Here is a 21658-nt window from a genome sequence, read left to right as displayed (position 1 = left end):
AAATCAAAAACGAGAACCATGTTCAAAAACTATCTGAAAATTGCTTGGCGAAACCTTTGGAAAAACAAAGGGTATAGCTCACTCAATATTTTTGGATTGGCCATTGCTATTACTTGTGCCAGTCTGATATTGCTATGGGTAGAAGATGAGGTAAGCTTTGATAGTGTCTTCACAAAAAAGGAAAACGTGTATGTTGTGTTAGCCAATAGTGAATTTGATGGGGAATGGCGCACATTTGGGGATACACCTGGACCCCTGGCACAAGACTTGAAAGATGAAATGCCCGAAATCGTTAAGACGGCAAGAACATCTGACGGGAACATGCTGTTTACTATCGGAGATAATTCCGTGAATAGGAGTGGTACTTATGTAGATGCGGACTTTCTCGACATTTTGAGTCTTCAATTTGTGGAGGGAAATATTGAGAGTGCGCTCGACCGACCGGATGCCATTGTGCTGACACAAAAGACCGCTTCGGACTTGTTTGGCAAAAACACAACTGCCTTAAACAAAACTCTTCGAGTAAATAACAATAACAATTACGTAGTAACAGGTGTTGTTAAAGACTTACCGGATAACACGACCTTAGGATTTGGGTGGTTAGCACCCTTCGAGCGCTTTAATGAAGGAGAAGACAATGAATGGATGAAAGAATATGGCAATAATTTTGCCTATACTTTTGTTGAACTTGCCCTTGGTTCGAATTATAAGGCCGTGGATACCAAGTTACGCGAGTTACTTCCGGAAAAAATGGAAGATCCTGATTCCTATTTTTTTCTGCACCCCATGAAAGATTGGCACCTGCGTAACAATTTTGAAAATGGAGAAAAAGTAGGCGGACAAATTGTTTTCGTTCGCTTAATGGCCATAATTGCGCTTATCATTTTGCTGATCGCCTGTATCAATTTTATGAACCTAGCTACGGCACGAAGCGAAAAAAGGGCAAAGGAAGTTGGCCTTCGCAAAGTGCTGGGGTCAGGTAAAAAAATGTTGATTTCGCAATTCATGGCAGAGGCCTTGATAACAGCAGCTTTGGCTACAGTTGTAAGTGTTTTCTTTTTGTCGATGTTGTTGCCTCAGTTCAATATCCTCATTGAAAAACAGCTCGAACTCCGGCTTTTTGATGCCAGACATTTATTGTCCCTTCTAAGTATAAGTTTGATTTGTGGTCTTCTGGCAGGTTGGTATCCTGCTTTTTATCTTTCCTCTTTTAAGCCAGCAGAAGCGCTCAAAGGAGTCAAGTCCAAACAGGGCAATTCGGGCATAATCCGAAAGGGGCTTGTCGTTGCCCAATTCGCGGTTTCCATTGTATTCATAATAAGTACGATCATAGTGTATCAACAAATACAACATGTGAAAAGCCGAGATTTAGGATTTGCGAAAGAGAATCTAATCAAAATACCTGTCAAAGGGGATATGCTTAAAAATTTCGATCCTATAAAGAACGAGATAATCGCTTCGGGTATGGTCGAGAATGTAGCTCTTCTCAATACCCACATTCTAGCTGATGGATACAATGGAACGAATCTAGAATGGCAGGGAGGAACGGATACAAAAGATGTGCTAATTTCATTTAGATATATCAGTTCCGATTTTTTTAAGACTGCAGGGATGGAAATTATCGAAGGCCGTGGTTTTAGCGAAGATGCCTCCAAGGATAGCACGAACACTTTGATTTCCCAGTCCTTCGCAAAGTTAATGGGAGAAGGAAGTGCCTTGGGCAAAACAGTAATTCGCTATGGTAAAACCTATACGGTTTTAGGTGTGGTCAAAGACTATTTATATGGCGACATGTATGGTACAAGTGATCCGGTTATGTTCTTTAACGATCCATCATGGGCTCAATACTTGTACATAAAAACAAAGTCAGGTACCGCGATGACCACAGCCCTTACGGTTATGGAAAAAGTGATAAAAACCCACAACCCAGCATTTCCATTTGAATATGAGTTTGTTGACGATTCGTTTAATTCTAGGTTCAAAAGCGAAAAGATGATGGGTAGCCTTTCCCAGATATTTGCCATACTCGCCATAGTCATTTCTTGTTTGGGATTATTTGGCCTTTCAGCCTACACTGCAGAACAACGTCGAAAGGAAATTGGGGTTCGCAAGGTATTGGGAAGTAGTGTAATGGGCATCGTAAAACTCTTGTCAAAAGACTTTTTGAGTTTAGTATTGATAGCCCTTCTTGTTGCTGGTCCTTTAGCCTGGTGGGCCATGAAAAACTGGTTGGAGGGCTTTAACTATCGCATTGAAATCAATCCTTGGGTATTTGCATTTGCAGGTCTCATCGCTATTGGAATTGCGCTACTGACAGTAAGTTTTCAAGCAGTGAAAGCTGCTTTGGCCAACCCTGTAAAAAGTTTGCGAACGGAGTAAAGCATCAATTAAAACGAAAAATAATGTTCAAAAACCACATAAAGATTGCTTGGAGAAGCCTAAAAAAACAACCCTTTTTTACTTTTCTCAACACTTTTGGACTCGCCATCGGCATGGCCGGAGGCCTGCTTATTTCACTATACATCTACGACGAGCTGAGTTTTGACAAAATGTTCGCAGATGCCGACCGTATTTACAGAATCGATACGGACATTAAATTCGGCGGAGCTGAAATAGCGGCCTCTGAAGCTGCCCCACCTATGGCGGCCGCGATGCAACGGGATTTTTCTCAAGTAGAAATGACCATTAGATTTCGGGATAGAGGTAGCGCCTTGATCAGAAAAACAGGAACAAAGAACAATACCAAAGAACTCCGTGTCACGTTTGTAGACTCAACCTTTTTTGATATGTTCGGTATCGATTTGATAGTTGGCGATCCGAAAACAGCCTTAACGGAACCCAACACACTGGTTTTGACGAAAACCGCTGCCGAAAAACATTTTGGCATTAGAAATGCCATTGGCCAAAGCCTTCTTTTGAATAATACCGACACCTACACCGTAACGGGGGTTATCGAGAATCTACCCAAAAATTCTTTTAAGGGATCATAGCGTGTTTATGGCCATGGCCGGAACTGCCGATTCCGGTGAAAATGAATGGGGCAGCATGAACTATTATACCTTTGTCAAACTGATTCCCAGCGTAAATAGCACTGATTTTAAAGAACCCTTGCAAAGTATGCTCGAAAAGTACATGCTTCCATGGGCACAAGAGACCTTTCCGGGAATGACTGCTGAAGCTTTTGCGGCATCGGGGAATTACCTGCGGTATCATACGATGCCCTTGATCGACATCCATTTATACTCCGCCCGGCAATCCGAAATGAGTGCCAATAGCAGCATTCAAAATGTCTATATTCTTTCATTTATCGGACTCTTCCTTCTGGTATTGGCGAGCGTGAATTTTATGAACCTTTCCACCGCCCATTCGTTAAAAAGGGCAAAAGAAGTGGGAGTTCGAAAAACGCTGGGATCCAACAAACGGGATTTGGTACGGCAATTCTTGACCGAATCGGGACTGATTTCATTTATTTCCTTGATTTTGGCCCTGATTATCGCTATTGTAGCGCTTCCTTTTTTAATGAACTTTCCGGCAAGTCCGTTTCCATTCCTTATACAAATCCGTTTTTCTGGTTGATTCTATTGTCGGCGACGCTTGCATTGGGGCTTTTTTCAGGAAGTTACCCCGCATTTTTTATGTCCCGGTTCATGCCTGTAAGCGTTCTTAAAGGAAGTGGGCAAAGTAATGTGGGAGGAAGAAAAATCCGAAACTCCCTGGTCGTTTTCCAATTTGCTATTTCTGTTTTTTTGATTGTGAGTACGCTGGTCGTTTTTCAACAATTGAAATTTATTCAAGGCAAAGACCTTGGCTTTACCAAGGATCAAGTTGTTCTCATCAATGACGCTTTTGCCGCCGGAAGCCAGATACAGACCTTTAAGGAAGAGGTAACCAAATTGGGCCAGGTGGAAAGTGCAACATTAAGTAGTTTTTTACCGACGCCTTCCAACCGTTCCAATGGTCCATTTTTTAGGGAAGGCGCGTTTGAACAAGAAAATGCCATTCAGATGCAGACTTGGGAGGTTGACAACGACTATATCCCTACCTTGAATATGGAGCTTGTAGCGGGCCGTAATTTTGACCGGAAATTTGTTGCCGATTCAACGGCTATGGTTATAAATGAAGCAATGTTGCCTATATTGGGGGTGAGTGCGGAAGAAGCCTTGGGCATGCGACTTTCGCAAGACCCTGAACTTGACGAAAAGGTATTCTATACCGTCATCGGCGTCGTCAAGAATTTTCATTTTGAATCGTTGCGGGAAAATATTGGTGCCCTCGGTCTTTTTATAGATGGTACTTCGTCCAGCACATTAGCAGTAAAACTTAAAGCAGGGGATTTTTCAAATACCCTTGCAGGCATCGAATCGATTTGGCATAAAATTGCCCCTGGCCAACCCTTCAGCTATCGCTTTATGGATGAATCGTTCAACACCACCTATGAAGCAGAGCAAAAACTCGGCAGCATTTTTATGGTATTTACATTTCTATCGATTTTGATTGCCTGTCTAGGTCTATTTGGTTTGGCCGCATTCAACGCCCAAAAGCGCACCAAAGAAATCGGCATACGAAAAGTACTCGGGGCTAGTGTCAGCCAAATCACCTATCGCTTGACGACCGACTTTTTAAAAATGGTAGGTATCGCAATTATTATTTCGCTGCCCATTGGTTGGTTCGCCATGAACAAATGGCTTGAAGATTTCTCGTATCGCATCGACATCCCTTGGTGGGTGTTCGCTTTAGCGGCGGTATTGGCGATCGGTATCGCTATAATTACGGTAAGCTATCAGAGCATCAAGGCGGCGGTGGTGAACCCGGTAAAAAGCTTGCGTACCGAATGACCGATTCAAGCCTCTGGGGTATGTAAATATATTGTACATCCATTGTCAAAAATTTAGACACTCAAAGGATACTTTTTCAAGGAGTTTTGTTGTAAGTCATTGACAATGAAATGATTGAATGTATGGCATGAAAATCGTCTCTTTTTATCACGTGAAAGGGGTAAGAGATACTTAAAATAGAATAACATGCTGAAAAACCACATTAAAATCGCCTGGCGAAACCTGAAAACGGACCGTATGTTTTCAGTGCTCAACATTTTAGGCTTATCCATTGGGCTGACCATCGCCATTCTTTTGTTCGCTTTCATAAATTTCGAACTTGGTTTTGATGATCAATACACTAAAAAGAACGATATCTATCGCGTATTGGTCAATACCGATGATGATATGTTCAATAGCGAGGTATGGGCGACCGCTCCGGCCGCCTTGGCCCCAGCTTTGAAAAACGATGCGCCAGATGTAAAATATGCTGCTCGCATGCTTCAACATGGTTTTGGTCAATCAGCTTTTATCAACGTCGATAACTCCAATTTCACTGAAAACAGACTCTTTTGGTGCGACCCTGAACTCTTTACCATTTTCGGTATAGAAATGGTCAAGGGCGATGCTGAAAAAACCCTACAACGACCGAATACCGTCGCTGTTTCTGAAAGTACCGCCAAAAAGTATTTTGGGGATGCCGATCCCATGGGCAAGAGCATCATGGTCGATAACAGGCATGAATTGGAAGTAACCGCGGTCTATAAAGATTTCCCGTCCAACAGTACTTTAGATGCAAACCTTATCGCTTCGTTCACTACGAGGGGTTTTGCCAAAGAACCGAGTTGGGGCAATTCAAGTTTCGAGACCTATTTGTTACTGAACGAAAATGCAACGATGGCATCCACCGAAAAACAGTTGCAACAGGTGTTGGACAAAAATGTGGATAAGGAAGGTCAATGGTTTTCCCTATCGGTACAACCTTTGGAAAGAGTTCATCTGTATTCCGCGAACTATTTTAATAGTTACACATCTCGAATCGGGGATATCAAAGAAATTCGAAACCTATCGTTTCTTGCCGTCCTGATACTGCTGATCGCCTGTGTGAACTATATGAACCTTATGACCGCCCGTTCTCAAAAAAGAGCAAAAGATGTGGGTATCAATAAGACGTTGGGAGCTACGGTATCGAATCTGATTGGGCGATTTTATGCCGAAACCGGTTTTATTACCCTGATCGCATTGGGTATCGGAATGTTGATGGCCGTTGTGTTAATGCCCATTTTCAATGCACTTACACTAAGCGACCTGCAATTGGAATCGTTATTCAGTTTTGAATTCATAATCGGTCTACTGTTGTTTTGGGCATTGACGACTTTGGTTTCCGGATCGTATCCCGCATTTTATCTTTCCGGTTTTTCGCCGAATACCATTTTAAAGAACAAAGCCACCAGTGGTGGCAATGGAGTTGTACGAAAAGGCCTTGTGGTGTTACAGTTTGCCGCATCGGTCATTTTGATCGTTGGGGTATTGGTGGTATACCAACAAATACGATATATGCAGGATAAAAATCTGGGCTATAATCCTGAAAATGTAATCGCTATCGCCACGGGGGGTATCAATAACGACGCCAACGAAGAAGCCCTGCTACAAGAATTCAAAGCTTTGACCACGGTATCTGAAGTAGGTATGGCCCAAGGCTTCCCGGGATTGGATGTCAGCGGACGTTCCATTTTTAAAGATGAGAATGATGAACAAGGGCTTAACATTCAGACCAATGTTTCCGATGGCAGTATTACCAATGTACTTAAATTGAAATTGTTGGCCGGAAAACCGTTGCCCGCTTTCAAACAAGAGGGAGATACCTTGGTCGACGTGGTACTCAATAAAAAGGCCATTGATTATCTGGGCTTGAGTGCTGATGAGGCCATTGGTAAAAAAGTGAATATGTGGTTGGGCAACAATGCCTACATCAGAGGTGTAGTCGACGATTTTAATTTTGAATCGCTGCACCGGCCGATCGGGGCCTACGCGTTTCACAATAGCGATCGAGAACCGAAATCATATCTTTTAGTGCGCTTGAATAGTGGCGCACTCTCGAATACGCTGGGCGAATTGGAAAGTATTTTTCAAAAAGTTGTACCCGATTCCGCTTTTGAATACACCTTTTTGGACAAAAAAATGGAGACGCTGTACGCACGGGAACAGAAGGCCGCCACTATCGGACTCATTTTCTGTGGCCTCGCCATTTTCGTTGCCTGCCTTGGATTATTCGGACTTGCCGCCTTTATGGCAGAACAGCGTAAAAAGGAAATCGGCGTACGAAAAGTGTTGGGCGCTACCGTTTTGGGTATTACCCAAATGTTGTCTAAAGACTTTTTGAAATTGGTTGGGCTGGCCTTGATCATCGCCTTCCCTTTAGCTTATTTTCTAATGCAGAACTGGCTTGAGGCCTTTGCCTATCGTATTGAGATAGGGTGGCCCGTCTTTGTCATCGCAGGTTTCTCCGCGCTGGCGATAGCTCTCTTTACGGTCAGTTTTCAAGCCATAAAAGCGGCTTTGGCGAACCCGGTTAAAAGTTTACGTACGGAATGATGAATTGAAACAATCTGTCCCCTCGAGCGCAGTCGAGAGGTCAGTAGTTCTCGACTGCGCCTGTCTGCCGACGAAGGCAGGCTCGAACGGACAGAAAAAAATAAAACCATGCTAAAAAACTATCTAAAAATAGCATTCCGAAATATCTGGAAAAACAAGGCGTTTTCCTTGATAAACATTATTGGCCTTTCGATAGGCCTAAGTTCTGCCTTTGTCATCGGCGCGATGATTTATTTTGACATGACCTTCGATAAGTTTCATTCCGATGGAGATCGGATTTATCGGGTTACAACTGCTTTTTCGTCTCCGCAAGGTGAGTTTTATAATCCTGGCGTGCCGGTTCCTTTGGCTCAAGCACTAAAAGAGAAAGTGACCGGAGTTAAAACGGTAAGTCCGATATATACGAATGCACCGTATCGTGTAGAGAACAGGGCTACGGAAAAAGTGTTCAGAGATTCCAAAAATGCTATCTATACCAGTGATGCATATTTTCAATTGTTTCGATATGATTGGTTGGCCGGTGATGCCAAAAGCGCCCTTTCAAGACCGAACGAAGTGGTTTTAACTAAAAACAGGGCGGAAATCTATTTTCCGAACCTATCCGCCAATGAGGTTATAGGCAAGACCTTGATATATAATGATACGCTATCAATAAGTGTTGCGGGTGTTGTAAGGAATTTTGAAAAGAGAAGTGACCTTGTTTTTGAGGAATTCATTTCGGTAAAGACACTCGGCAAGGAGGGACTTAAGAATAATTTGGGCGATGATGGTTGGAATAGTACCAACAGTAGCTCACAATTGTTTGTCAAGTTGGATGAAAAAGCTGATAAAACCTCCATTAAAGAACAACTAGCAGCAGTGGTCAAAGAACATGAAGATGGCGAAATGGTAGCATTCGGACAAACCCGGGAATTTTATTTACAACCTTTGACCGATATACATTTTAATCCTAAATACGGCACCTTTGATTACAGTAGGGACCAAGCGAGTAAATCCGTTCTGATGAGTCTGGCCTTTGTTGCCTTGTTTTTGTTGCTTTTAGGCTGTATCAACTTTATAAATCTGAATACGGCACAAGCGACCCAACGCGCGAAGGAAATCGGCATCAGAAAAACACTTGGTAGTTCTAGGAAACAATTGATTTACCAATTTTTGGGTGAGACCTTGATTTTAACCTTGACCGCTGCGACTATATCGCTTTTCCTTTCTTCTTGGTTACTACGATTGTTTGTGGATTTTATGCCCAAAGGGGTCGATTTTGAACTCTTCAAAAATCCCGCGCTGATTTTTGGGACTCTTGTTCTATTATTGGTATTGACTTTATTGTCAGGTTTTTATCCGGCCCTGGTGCTTTCACGTTTCAAACCTGTATCTGTATTAAAGAATCAAATTTTACCGAACCGTGACAAAGGTTCCCTTCGCAAGTATTTGACTGTTTTTCAATTTACCATAGCCCAGATTTTTATCATAGCTACGCTATTGGTTGGCAAGCAAATTCATTTTCTGATGACCAAAGATATGGGCTTTAAAACCGATGTCATCGCCTATGTAAGAACACCTTACAATGACCGTTCGATGGATAAAAAACTTCGGTTTATGAATGAAGTAAAGGCAATTCCACATATTAAGGAAACTACTTTAGGGGGCAATCCACCGGCCTCTAGAAGTTGGAACTCAATGGGGGTTGCATACAAAGATGGAGAAAAAGAGGTTCGATCTGATCTCCAGTTGCTCTTTGGAGATTCTGATTATTTGAAATTATATAAGTTGAAACTACTGGCTGGTCGTATGCCATTGAATGATACGATTCGTGAATACGTAATCAATAGAACATTTATGCGCCAACTAGGTTTCAAAACGCCACAAGAGGCGGTCGGCAAGATTTTAGGGGAAGGGAAGGATGCCTACCCGATTGTGGGCGTTATAGAAGATTTTTATCAACGTTCGTTGCGAACGGGCATTGAACCTATGGCATTGGTCGGTGACTGGAACCGAAATGAATATGCCCAGTTCAATACACTTCATCTTTCGTTTGACACTGACAGTTCTGGTCAATGGACACAAAATATAGCGAAAGTTGAAGCAGCTTGGGATAAAGTGTATCCCGACTTCGATTTTGACCCAAAATTTATGGACGACACCATAGAACGGTTTTATGAACAAGAAAGTAAAACCGCTGTCCTATTAAAATGGGCAACGGGTTTGGCCATTCTGATCAGCTGTCTCGGGCTTTTGGGCTTGGTCATCCATACCACCGAACGTCGCACCAGGGAAATTGGTATCCGTAAAGTATTGGGCGCCTCATTAGCGCAATTGAACCTTTTGCTTTGTAAAGAATTCTTGATTTTGGTCGGCATAGCCTTTATCATCGCCGCCCCCATCGCATGGTACGGACTCAATAATTGGCTACAAGATTTTGCCTATAAAACCGAATTGAGTTGGTGGGTGTTTGTGGTGAGTGGTGTAGCGATGTTGGTTATTTCTTTGATTATCATGAGTATTCGAACGATTGCCAAAGCAAATGCAAACCCGGTAAAAAGTTTGCGAACGGAGTGAGTGATTAAATATCTCGAAAATGAACGCCTTAAAATCATACTTAAGACACCTTTCAAAAAACAAACTCTACACTGTAGTTACGGTGTTGGGTTTCGCCATTTCGCTAACGTTCATTTTACTGTTGAGCGTTTATATCAGCAATGAAACATCCGTTGATAGTTTTCATGCAAACAAGGATAGGATTTACCGAATTGAAAATGAGTCGGTCGACTTTTCGCCGCCTATAGCGGTAGACCTTAAAAACAGCATTCCTGAAATCGAGGATTTTACGAGAACTTTGGAAGGCGATGGCAGGGTACATTTCGCTGACGGACAAAAATTAAAAATCAGTTATTTAGGTGTTGATGCATCATTCTTCGAGATATTTTCCTTTCCACTTTTAAAAGGGAAACCCGAAGAAGTACTGAAAACCGCCAACGGTATTGTATTGTCAAGATCCATGGCCATTAAATTGTTCGGTACGATCGAGGCGGTCGGTAAATCGGTTTTCATGAACACCGACCATAAGTATTTGGTAACCGGTGTTATGGAAGACTTCCCGGAAAACACACATTTTGTTCCACAAGATGCTTTGTTCAATATGAAGGCCTTCAAAGAACTATGGGGCTTTGAAAATATTATGGAAGAATATGGTTTTGCCTCTCTTTCCATTTATTTACTTGCTAAAGAAAATACCGACCTTCCGTCAAAGGCTTCTTCGATATTGGATAAATTCAAAAAAGACTACTGGATTTATCAAGAAGGATGGGCCAATATAGTCGAGTTTACCCCGCTAAAAGACCTCTATTTCAGTGAAAAAATAGGGAATGGTACCAAAAGCAATAGTAAAACGCTGATTACCGTATTATCCGTAATTGTACTCCTCATTTTGTTGCTTGCCATTGGCAACTATGTCAACCTGACTATTGCGCAGGCTACCTTTCGCGGCAAGGAAGTCGCCATCAAAAAACTGCTTGGCGGTTCAAAAAAACAATTGTTCCTTCAGTTTATTCGAGAATCAATTTGGCTTTGTATGGCGGCAGTTATATTGGCACTGGTGTTGGCAAAACTTATAGAACCGATATTCGATTCGTTGTTGAGTACACAACTAAATCTAATTGAAAAAATAACTTTTGCAAACATACTGGTATTGATCGGGCTTTTGGATTGATCGGTATGCTTTCCGGTATTTTGCCAGCCTTGAAGATTGCTGCTTTCAAACCTATAGAGGTGGTCAAAGGTACTTTTCGTACCAAAGTAAAAAGTGTTTATGGAAAAGCCTTTATCACCTTTCAATATACTGTCGCCATTGCCCTCTTGGCCTGTAGCTGGATAATTCTGAAACAGACCGATTTTCTACGGAATAAAGATCTAGGTTTTCAAAAGGACAATATCGTCCATCTGGAATATTTGGGAAACAAAGAACAAAAAGGGTTGATTAAAAATTCTCTTTTGAAAATTCCGGAAGTAGAAGATGTTTCGTTGACATGGCAAAGTCCCCTGAGCGGTGGAAGCAACCAAACTTTTGAAAGTAGCGGTAGATCCATAAGTTTTCAGGAGTTTGTTGTGGACTCCTCCTTTTTCAATGTATTTAATATCAAAATGAAGCCTACTGAGGTGGCCTATTCAGAATATGGAATGTACCTCAATGAAGCTGCCATTAAGGAACTGGAGCTAGGTGTTGACCCTGTCTCCTTTAAGATGGAGGAAGAGGAAAAATCCATTTTGGGTGTTGTCGATGATTTTAATTTTAAAGAGTTACGTGATAAAATAGGCCCCTTAATGATCCGTCAGGAACATGCAGATTCAAACGTTGACGATATATTCATTAAAGTTAATGGATCCGATATTTTCGGTACGGCCGACAAAATCAAAGCTGTTTACAAAACATTGATCGACGATACCGAATTTGAACTCACGTTTGTGGATGATACCATCAATCAATGGTATGAAAAAGATGAACGTACCGGAAAGGTCATTGGGTATTTTACACTTTTATCTTTCATCATTTCCGCAATGGGCATTTTGGCAATGTCTACTTTTTATATGCAGCAACGCAAGAAAGAAATAAGCATACGAAAGGTCAACGGCGCAACGATCAGGCAAATCCTTTCTCTTTTGAACAGAGACTTTGTAAAGTGGGTCGGTCTCGCATTTATCATCGCCGTACCCATTTCGTGGTACGCCATGAACAAATGGCTCGAAGGTTTTGCCTATAAAACCACTATGAGCTGGTGGATATTCGCCCTGGCCGGAATCACCGCACTGGGTATAGCATTGCTCACGGTAAGCTGGCAGAGTTTTAGGGCTGCGGTAGCGAACCCGGTGGAGGCGTTGAGGGATGAGTAAATATTTGGCTTCCCTCCTAGAAAGGGGTGGACTGGGGGAGGTGTAAAAAGTTGAATGAAAAATGAAGTATTGAATTAAAACGAGAATACATGTACAAACTATTCCTAAAAATCGCCACAAGGTATCTACTAAAAAACAAGCTATACTCTTTTATCAATATCGCTGGACTTTCCATTGGCATAGCATCATTTGTATTAATAATGCTTTACGTGAATTATGAAAAGAGCTATGATACGTTTGAGGGGTCGCAGAATGTATTTCGTGTTTACATGGATTATACCGAGGACGGCGTGTTCGTTCCCGGAGATGCGCAAACCTATAATTTAAGTGGGCCGACACTTAAGGAAGCGTTTCCGGAGATTAAGGAATATGCGAGATTTTATCATATTACGGATATCATTTTTAAACCTGAAAATGCCTTCATCGAAGGTGAGAAAGGTGCCTTGGCGGACCCATCCGTTTTTGAGGTCTTAAAGTACCAACTGGTCAAAGGAGATATAAATACTGTTTTAAAAGAACCGTTTACCATTTTATTGACCGAATCATTGGCTAGAAAAATTTTTGGAGACCAAGACCCCATGGGGAAGTCTTTGCCCGTTAATTATGGTGGAAATACCTTGTTTACTGTTAATGGGATATTAAGGGATACCCCAAAGAACACCCACATAAAAAATGACTTTTTGATTTCCTTCAATACTTTTCTCACTTGGGACGACTACGGAGAGCCGAAAGAGTTTAACTGGAATGGCAACACTTTCTTTACCTATATTCAAATTGATGAAAACGCTGATGCCGATATCCTGAAGAAAAAAATCATGGATTTCAAAGTGGAAGCATTGCCTTTTGAAAGGCATAACATAGAACCTTTGGAAGACATTCATCTGTATTCCGACAAACCCTATGAAGTAGAGGCCAATGGCAGTGGAAGCAGGGTTGGTTTTCTAATGGCGATTGCCTTTATTATCATAGTGCTTTCTTGGCTGAACTATATAAACCTTTCGACCACTAAGTCTTTAGAGCGTGCCAAGGAAACAGGAATCCGTAAGGTCGCAGGGGCGCAGCGGCCACAAATCATAGTACAGTCCCTTTTAGAGTCATTACTCTTGAATTTGATAGCCATAACAGTAGCGATGTTTCTAGTGTTAATACTACTGCCGATCTTCAATAATTATGTGAGGAAAGAATTGGCCTTGGATTTTTCCAGTTTCGGAAACGTTTTATTCCTCTTGAGCTTTATTCTGCTTGGTACGCTGCTATCTGGAATTTACCCTGCTATCGTTTTGAGCAATTACACCCCTGCGAAGGCCTTAAAAGGTAAAATCAGCACTTCGCCTTCCGGACTGAATATTAGAAAGGCACTCATCATAGGCCAATTTTTGGCAACCATCATTTTATTGATAGGTACGATCGTGGTTACCAAGCAAATTAATTTCTTGCAAGAGCAGCCTATCGGAGCAGAACTAAATCAAGTATTGGCATTAAGCGGAAACGAAACAGGAAATGCATCGGATTCTCTAATATGGAAAGATTTTAAAACGCTAAAAAACGAGTTGCGGAATCTTCCTTTTATAAGCAGTACGGAACTGGCACAAACCTATCCGGGCGATGCCTACCACAACTTAGGTTCTAATGTTGGAATTACTTTTCCCGATGGCAGGAGGGACGATTCCAGAATATGGTATAATTATGCTACCGGCCCAGAATATTTTCAAGTGATGGGTATGGAATTCGTTGCAGGAGGGCCTTTTCTAGAAAATACGAAAGGTCAAGCTAACAGTATCGTAATTAATGAGCAGCTTGCGAAGCACATGGGCATCGTCAATATGGAGGGGGTAGTAGGGAAAACCGTAAAATTTTTTGGAGAGGATTGGCTCATTGCAGGAGTACTGAAAAATTATCATCATTTTGGCCTCAAGACGGCTATAGAGCCTATTATTGTGCGTTACGCAAACTCTCGAAGAAATCTATTGGTAAAACTGGACAAAAGTGCTTTGTCTACCAAAGGCTTGAATGCGGCAATTGCTCAAATCGAAGGCAAATGGAAAGAAATACTTCCTGAATTTACGTTCAATTATACCTTTCTAGACCAAAAGTTCGAAGCACAGTATAAAGAGGATAAGGCTTTCGGAATAGCTTTTCAAGTATTTACAATCCTTGCAATATTAATTGCCTCGATGGGTCTGTTCGGCCTTACCTCGTACACCATCCTCCAAAGAAAAAAAGAAATCGGAATCCGAAAAGTCAACGGTGCAACGATTGGGCAAGTTTTGACCTTGTTAAACAAAGATTTTGTCAAATGGGTCGGTCTGGCATTCATCATCGCCGTACCCATTTCATGGTACGCCATGAGTAAATGGCTCGAAGGTTTTGCCTATAAAACCACCATGAGTTGGTGGATATTCGCATTGGCGGGAATTTCGGCTCTGGTAATCGCCTTGTTGACCGTAAGCTGGCAAAGTTTTAGGGCGGCCGTTGCAAACCCGGTGGAGGCCTTACGGGATGAGTAAAAAAAGCTCCTCCCTTCAGACCTGTGCTGAGCGCAGCCGAAGTGCGAAGGGAGGTGGAATTCCGCAAAGCGGGAAGACGGAGGGTTTGAAAGCCCAAGCCATAGGGTTAATGTACCTTAACCAAATAGTATATGAGCAAGTTCGCGGGTCAAACTCCCCATTCAGCAAAGCTGAATTTCCCCTCTTCGTCTGAATAGGGGAGCCAAAAGAGAAGAGAATTAGAAAAGAACATCAACTAAAAACCGAGAGAAATGAAAAAAGCAACAGCACTTAGTTTAGTACTATTATTTAGCATTACGGTTATACACGCCCAACGCAAAATCAAGGGCAATGGCAACGTAGTAACCATTGAAAGAACCACAGGCGATTATGATGCGTTACGTGTAGGCGGCTTTTATGAAGTCGAACTGGTGGAAGGTAACGAAGGCAATATTGTTATCAAGGGAGAAGAGAACCTTTTGGAGTATATCGAGACCGAAGTAAAAGGCGGTGTATTGACCATCAAATCGAGAGACAAGATGAACATGAGCCCATCGCGTGGTGAGGATGTCTACATAACCATTCCCGTTGAAAAAATTGATGCGGTGCGACTTTCCGGTGCGGGCCAATTGAATAGTACGAAAACGCTAGAGGCGAATAATTTTAAAGTCCAAACCTCAGGATCACGAAAGGCTGAATTGAACCTTAATGCAAAATCGATTACGGTTATCACTTCCGGTTCAAGTGATGTTAAACTAAGCGGTTCCGCCGAACATATCGATGTGACCTCCTCGGGTTCTTCTAATGTAAATGCCTTTGACCTGAATGTAGATAAAGTGGAGGTGCGTTCTTCGGGTTCATCCGATGTCAATGTATCTCCCAAAGAAACCCTTACCACTAGGGTGTCAGGTTCTGGTGATGTTCGATATCGGGGTAATCCTAATAAAATAAACAACAAGATCTCAGGATCTGGGGAAGTATCTAAAGATTAGAAATCATGTTAAAACAAAGGCTCATTTTATTCTTTAGAAGGATTAAAAAATCAAAACTCACCTTTTTGATCAACTCGATTGGCCTGATAAGCGGCCTTACTTGTGTGCTATTGGTTTATCTATGGACAAGCGATGAATTGAAAGTTGATAAATTCCATGAGAACAGGGATCGTCTTGTTCAAACCATGTTAAAACATGATTCAGGGGATCAGATTAATGTTCTTTCCAATAATTCTACTTTATTGGCTCCTGTTCTAAAAGAGAACTTCCCTGAAATCGATAAAGCGGTTCGAACTGTGAACGGCGTACAGAAAAGTACGTTGACCTATGGCAACAACGCCATCAATGGTCGTGGATTATATGCCGACGCAGGGTTCTTTGATGTATTTAGTTTTCCAATACTTTATGGCGCCAAAGACGATGTGCTTTCCGGTATGACCGGGATACTAATTTCCGAAAAATTGGCAAAAAAATTGTTTGGTTCGGCCGAAAAAGGTTTGGGTCAATCCATTACGTTAAATACGACCGAGAAATATCAGGTATCGGGCGTTTTTGAAAATATTCCTGTAGAATCTACCATGCAGTTCGACTTTGTACTGCCCTTTGATTTGCTTTTTGAACATTACCCGTTCTTTTATGAAGATTGGAGTTTCTCTTTTGCCAGCACCTTTTTGTTGTTAAAGCATGGAACGAATATCTCGGCCTTCAACAAAAAAATCAAGAATGTTCTGGAAATACATGAAGGAGATGAAACAACAACACTGTTTTCAACACCTTATTCCGAAAGGTATTTGTATGGCACTTATGAAAACGGTTTACAGGTCGGCGGGCGAATCGATTATGTGAAATTGTTCGCGATCATCGGGTTCTTTATATTGGTAATTGCCTGCATCAATTTTATGAATCTTTCAACGGCACACGCCTCGTTGCGAATGAAAGAAGTTGGGGTAAGAAAAGCACTCGGCATTAAACGAAAATCACTTGTGACGCAGTTCTTGGGGGAATCTACCCTACTAGTGGCCTTTTCATTTTTGGTTGCCGTAGTACTGACCATTTTACTGCTCCCGGCTTTCAATCAAATTACCGGAAAAGAGATGGAGTTTCACTTGAATACCGAAATCATATCGTTTTCGCTACTGATAGTGATTATTACAGGTTTTGTGGCAGGTATTTATCCCGCATTTTATATTTCGAAATTCAAGACTATCAATGCGCTATCTGGAAAGCTCAAGACGGGCTTTGGCGAATTCATGATAAGAAAAGGGCTGGTCGTGTTTCAATTTGCGCTATCGGTAATTTTCATTGTAGGGGTACTTGTGGTCTATCAACAAGTCGACCTGATGCAAAATAAGAGTCAGGGTTTTGACAGGGAAAATGTCATCTATTTTACCATGGACGGTAAATTAAAGACCAATGCCAAAACGTTTATTTCCGAAGTAAAAAATATTACTGGGGTAAAGGAAGTTTCACGGGCCTCGTCAGGAATTTTTGGTGGGAACGGAAATACCTCAGATCTCTATTGGAGCGGAAAGGAAGAGGGCGTTGAACTGGGCATGCGATATTTGGTGTCGGATTATGATTTGATGGAAGTATTGAATATGGAAATGGCCGAGGGCAGAACATTTTCAAGGGAGTTTGGATCCGATAGTACAAAAATAATATTTAACGAGGCTGCAATAGAGGTAATGGGCCTAGAGAATCCAGTTGGGTCCATAGTACGATTGTGGGGCGAAGAGCGCGAAATAGCCGGAGTTGTCAAAAACTTTCACCTGAATTCACTTCGAGACCCATTGGCACCCACATTTATGTTCTTGCAACCAGATCGGCTTCATACCGTAATGGTCAAACTTGAAAATGAAAACCTGAAGGAAACCTTGGGCGAGGTTGGCAAATTCTACGAAAGTTATAATCCCGGTTTTCCGTTTGAATATAAATTTTTGGATGAAGACTTTCAGCTATTGTATGCTGCAGAAAATAGGGTAGCAACCTTGTCAAAATATTTTGCGGGCCTGGCAATAATAATTTCTTGTCTAGGCCTCTTCGGGCTGGCCATTTTTACTGCGGAGCGGAGAAAAAAAGAAATAAGCATACGAAAAGTATTGGGTCAAAATGCCAGACAGGTCATGATGATGCTTACCAGTGAGTTCGTAAAATTGGTGCTGGTTTCCATTTTCATCGGACTACCGATTGCTTATTTACTTACAAATAATTGGCTTTCTGGTTTTGCGTATAAGATATCCCTAAACTTTTGGTATTTCGCTGGTACTGGTTTAATAGCACTTTTGGTTGCTATGTTGACCGTGGGGAGTCAGGCGATAAGGGCAGCGAATAGAAACCCTGTAAATGCTCTAAGGGACGAATAAAATATGTGATTAATGAAAAACTAGAAATCATGTTAAAACACAACATCTTACTTTTCTTCAGGAACATCAAAAAGCATAAAAGCACTTTTTTGATAAATACTATCGGCATGTCTACAGGGCTGGCATGTGCCTTGTTCATAACGATTTGGGTGATGGACGAGATGAGCGTCAACACTTTCCATGAAAAAGGAGATCGATTGGTACAGATTTTAGAAAATTTACCGACTCCTAATGGTATCGAAACCGATGATGTGACCCAAGGCCCGTTGGCAGAGGCCCTTGCCAATGAATTTCCCGAAGTGGAACAGACTGTCTCGGTTGTGGACGATTCTTGGTTCGAAGGAGAGAAATTTCTACTTTCAGATGGCGGGGATACCTTTTTCAGTGCGACCAATCAATTTGCCAGTAAAAACTTTTTTCCGTTTTTTCGTATCCCTTACTCTATGGAAGTCCTGATCAGGTTTTAGCGAATACCAATGGGGTGGTTATTTCCGAAGAAATGGCAAAAAAACTATTTCAGACTACGGATGCTATGGGTAAAACGGTGGAATGGATTCATGATGAATATGGAGGCACGTATACTGTTTCAGGTGTTTTCAAAACGCTTCCGAAAAATTCCACAGCACAATTCGATGCTATTTTCAATATGGAAATCTTTTTGGCCGAAAATGACGATTTGACGGAATGGAACAATAGCGATTTGATGACCTATGCCGTTTTAAAATCTGGAGTTTCGTTAACATCCTTTAATACTAAAATCAAGATTTTTTTACAGACCAAGGATAAAAATGTTCCCGAAACCCTGTTAGCCCAAGTCTATTCTGAACGTTATTTATACGGAAACTATGAAAATGGAGTGGTCTCCGGGGGAAGAATACAATACCTGAGGTTATTTTCGATAATTGCGTTGTTGATTTTGATTATCGCCTGTGTCAATTTTGTAAATATGGCAACAGCGAAAGCATCCACTAGAATCAAGGAAATCGGCGTAAAGAAATCGGTAGGGGCACAAAGAAAAAGCCTCATGTCACAATTTACTTTAGAATCTATCGTGACCGCTTGTATCGCTATGGGCGTGGCCCTATTGATCGTTGCGCTATTATTGCCTCAATTCAATGTGATTTCAGGTAAGGAGCTGACCTTAAACTTTACTCCTGAACTACTTTCAGGATTACTTTTAATTACATTGTTTACTGGGATTTTCGCTGGTGTTTATCCCGCAATATACCTTTCGGGCCTCTCTGTTCTCAATGGCTTAAAAGGGCGATTATCTAAAAAAAGTGGAGGACATTTTATTCGAAAAAGTCTGGTCGTATTTCAATTCGTTACTTCGGTAGTTCTAATTGCATCGGTCTTTATCGTGTACAAACAGATGGACTATATTCAGCATAAAAATCTAGGTTTCAATAAAGAACATGTTATTTGGTTTTCTTCGGGAGTCTTGGAGTCAAATATGAACAAATCGGATGATGACGGCGGAATGACCGATGAACAGATAGAGAGCTTTTTGCAGATCTTAAAAAATACACCAGGCGTTGTCAATGCATCGAATTTCAAACATACCATGATGGCCGATTTCGGCACCACCACAGGAGTGAATTGGCCCGGAAAAAATCAGGAACAAAATGCGCAGTTTGCCCAAATATCCGGAGGTTACGATTTTATCGAAACTACACAGATGCAACTCAAGGAAGGAAGATTGTTTTCCAGAGAATTTAAGGCCGATAGCGCAAAAATTATTTTCAACGAAGCGGCGATCAAACAGATGGACATGAAGAATCCCATCGGAAAAGTAATATCGCTATGGGGCGAGGATAAGGAAATCATCGGGGTGGTCAAAGATTTTAATATCGACAAAATGTACAACAAAGTGATGCCCGTTTTTATGCAGTTAGATAACAATAATTGGGCTTCCAACTTTATGGTCAGAATGGAGCCGGGTAGCGAGACGGCAACAATAGAACGCGTAAAAGAGGCGTATGGAAATTATTTCATAAAAGGGATGCCTTTCGATTTTCATTTTTTGGATGAAAGTTACCAAGCATTATATGAATCTGAAAGGCGGGTGGCGATCCTATCAAAATATTTTGCCGGGCTTGCCATTATAATTTCCTGTCTAGGCCTATTCGGACTTGCGATTTTCACCACCCAACGACGAAAAAAGGAAATCAGCATACGAAAGGTATTGGGTCAAAGTGCTACGCAGGTAACTGTTATGCTCTCCAGTGAATTTGCAAAATTGGTTTTGATATCGATTTTGATTGCCCTGCCAATAGCCTATTTGTTAGCCAACAATTGGCTATCGGGCTTTGCCTATCGCATTCCGTTACAGCTGTGGTATTTTGTAGGTGCCGGACTCGTGGCCTTGGTCGTTGCGATGTTGACCGTGGGTAGTCAGGCGATACGAGCGGCGAATAAGAATCCTGTAAATGCCTTAAGGGATGAGTAATCTTAAAATTTAAAAGACGAGAAAGATCACGAATTAAGATACGATGTTGAATATGGACCTAAGGCAGCCTCCCTCCTTGGGAGGGATTGAGGGAGGTCCGTCTAGAGAATAAAAAAGAACAATTATAAACAGATTCCCGTCGAAGTTTATCCTGAGCGGAGACGAAGGACAGGACTGAAAATAAAAATACCCAGCTATGCTAAAAAACTATCTAAAAATCGGGTGGCGAAATCTTTGGAAGAACAAAACAAGTTCATTCATCAACATATTTGGGCTAACATTGGGTATCAGTGTTTGTGTCGCAATTCTCATTTTTGTACAATATGAATCTTCTTTTGATGCGTATCATGGCAAGTCTGCCGAAACGTTTAGAGTAGTTCAGCATACGAACTTCCCCAATGAGACGCTATATTGGAACACGACGGCCTACCCATTGGCGGAAGCATTGCGTAATGATTTTCCTGAAATTGATTTGGTAACGCAAATATCAGGTCCTGTAAGCAGAGTGTTTAAGGTTCAAGATGATGTTGGTAACGAAAATCTTTTTGAAGAGCCCCAAGTTCTGTTCGTTGACCCGTACTATCCAAAAACATTTGATGTAAAATGGCTAGCAGGAGATAAAAATACGGCCTTGAACGAGATGAATTCGGTTGTATTGACCGAAATATTGGCACAAAAATATTTTGGTATTAGTAAAGGAGCATATCAAAGCATTTTGGGAAAAACGGTTTTATTGCAAAGTAAAGACCCCCTTACGATTACCGGAGTCGTGGAGAACCCGCCCGGAAATTCGGATCATCAATACAAGATGTTGGTGCCTTATGAATTTTTTAAAGTGAACAACACGTATTTTTCATCCAATTGGTCAGGCAATTATCAAGGTACTACGTTTGTGGTTTTAAACCACCCCCAAGCAGGTAAGAAGCTTGAAGCGAAAATCGATAACTGGAAGAAAAAATACTTGAACACACAAGACGATAAGCGTATTTCTTACCAATTACAGCCTTTGAAAGAAATCCATAATGAAACCCTGTACGGACCAAGTCCGGGGGTTACATAATACCAAAAAATATTT

14 protein-coding genes and 1 pseudogene are annotated in these 21658 nt (G+C 41.5%); all 15 read left to right on the top strand.

Annotation, left to right across the window (positions count from 1 at the left end):
* Window positions 1-18: 18 nt before the first annotated feature.
* Window positions 19-2379: an ABC transporter permease gene (locus N8A86_RS06135; protein ID WP_273568248.1), complete on the top strand. Its 2361-nt coding sequence runs from the start codon at window positions 19-21 to the stop codon at window positions 2377-2379.
* Window positions 2380-2402: 23 nt separating this feature from the next.
* Complete coding sequence (locus N8A86_RS21415; RefSeq protein ID WP_337251747.1) at window positions 2403-2990, top strand: ABC transporter permease; 588 nt, start codon at window positions 2403-2405, stop codon at window positions 2988-2990.
* A 7-nt stretch (window positions 2991-2997) separates the two neighbouring features.
* A complete protein-coding gene (locus N8A86_RS21410) occupies window positions 2998-3576 on the top strand; it encodes an ABC transporter permease (RefSeq protein ID WP_337251746.1) in 579 nt (192 codons plus the stop codon).
* A 71-nt stretch (window positions 3577-3647) separates the two neighbouring features.
* A complete protein-coding gene (locus N8A86_RS21405; protein WP_337251745.1) occupies window positions 3648-4835 on the top strand; it encodes an ABC transporter permease in 1188 nt (395 codons plus the stop codon).
* Between the two features lie 186 nt (window positions 4836-5021).
* Window positions 5022-7409, top strand: coding sequence for an ABC transporter permease (locus tag N8A86_RS06125; RefSeq protein ID WP_273568247.1), 2388 nt, complete (start codon window positions 5022-5024; stop codon window positions 7407-7409).
* 108 nt (window positions 7410-7517) lie between these two features.
* Window positions 7518-9965: an ABC transporter permease gene (locus N8A86_RS06120; RefSeq protein WP_273568246.1), complete on the top strand. Its 2448-nt coding sequence runs from the start codon at window positions 7518-7520 to the stop codon at window positions 9963-9965.
* Between the two features lie 19 nt (window positions 9966-9984).
* The gene (locus N8A86_RS06115) at window positions 9985-11115 is read left to right on the top strand and encodes an ABC transporter permease (protein WP_273568245.1); all 1131 of its coding nucleotides are present in this window, start codon (window positions 9985-9987) and stop codon (window positions 11113-11115) included.
* 5 nt (window positions 11116-11120) lie between these two features.
* Window positions 11121-12293, top strand: coding sequence for an ABC transporter permease (locus N8A86_RS06110; protein WP_273568244.1), 1173 nt, complete (start codon window positions 11121-11123; stop codon window positions 12291-12293).
* A gap of 89 nt (window positions 12294-12382) precedes the next feature.
* A complete protein-coding gene (locus N8A86_RS06105; protein ID WP_273568243.1) occupies window positions 12383-14800 on the top strand; it encodes an ABC transporter permease in 2418 nt (805 codons plus the stop codon).
* Window positions 14801-15051: 251 nt separating this feature from the next.
* On the top strand, window positions 15052-15771 hold the full coding sequence (locus N8A86_RS06100; protein WP_273568242.1) for a head GIN domain-containing protein: 720 nt from the start codon (window positions 15052-15054) through the stop codon (window positions 15769-15771).
* A gap of 65 nt (window positions 15772-15836) precedes the next feature.
* The gene (locus N8A86_RS06095; RefSeq protein WP_273568241.1) at window positions 15837-18134 is read left to right on the top strand and encodes an ABC transporter permease; all 2298 of its coding nucleotides are present in this window, start codon (window positions 15837-15839) and stop codon (window positions 18132-18134) included.
* A 29-nt stretch (window positions 18135-18163) separates the two neighbouring features.
* Window positions 18164-18601: a hypothetical protein gene (locus tag N8A86_RS06090; protein WP_273568240.1), complete on the top strand. Its 438-nt coding sequence runs from the start codon at window positions 18164-18166 to the stop codon at window positions 18599-18601.
* A gap of 5 nt (window positions 18602-18606) precedes the next feature.
* Window positions 18607-18837 (top strand): annotated as a pseudogene (locus N8A86_RS06085) (ABC transporter permease); the annotation flags it as partial.
* Window positions 18838-20583: an FtsX-like permease family protein gene (locus tag N8A86_RS06080; RefSeq protein WP_337251800.1), complete on the top strand. Its 1746-nt coding sequence runs from the start codon at window positions 18838-18840 to the stop codon at window positions 20581-20583.
* Window positions 20584-20779: 196 nt separating this feature from the next.
* Complete coding sequence (locus tag N8A86_RS06075; protein ID WP_273568239.1) at window positions 20780-21643, top strand: ABC transporter permease; 864 nt, start codon at window positions 20780-20782, stop codon at window positions 21641-21643.
* The last annotated feature ends 15 nt before the right edge of the window (window positions 21644-21658 follow it).

It is taken from the genome of Maribacter halichondriae, assembly GCF_027474825.1.
Lineage (GTDB): Bacteria > Bacteroidota > Bacteroidia > Flavobacteriales > Flavobacteriaceae > Meishania > Meishania halichondriae.
This window is presented reverse-complemented; position numbering and strand designations above follow the sequence as displayed.